We start from the raw sequence: 254 nt of genomic DNA, 5'->3' as shown, positions 1-254 counted from the left end.
CGCTGGTGAAGCTGGACCTGAGCTATTCAGTAAAAAAGGGAATAAAGTATCTGTAACACCATTAAGCTCTTCTGAAAGAATGGGGGGAATTGGCGGTCAACTGGGATTACTAACTAAAAGTGTGACAGACATGATACAACATGCAGCGTCTCAATTAGCGCAGATTGTGGCTTACGATGTACCTCATGCATTAGGGGAAGCACTTTTAACTAGTGTACCTCATATTGTTGGAGCAAATGCAGGGGACGGAATAT

General features: G+C 43.3%; 1 pseudogene. It reads left to right on the top strand.

Features of this window, described 5'->3' with window-relative positions:
- Window positions 1-254: pseudogene (locus tag ACQGS6_RS29605) on the top strand (hypothetical protein); the annotation flags it as partial.

It is taken from the genome of Bacillus sp. GMs2/2, from assembly GCF_050172095.1.
Lineage (GTDB): Bacteria > Bacillota > Bacilli > Bacillales > Bacillaceae_G > Bacillus_A > Bacillus_A cereus.
This window is presented reverse-complemented; position numbering and strand designations above follow the sequence as displayed.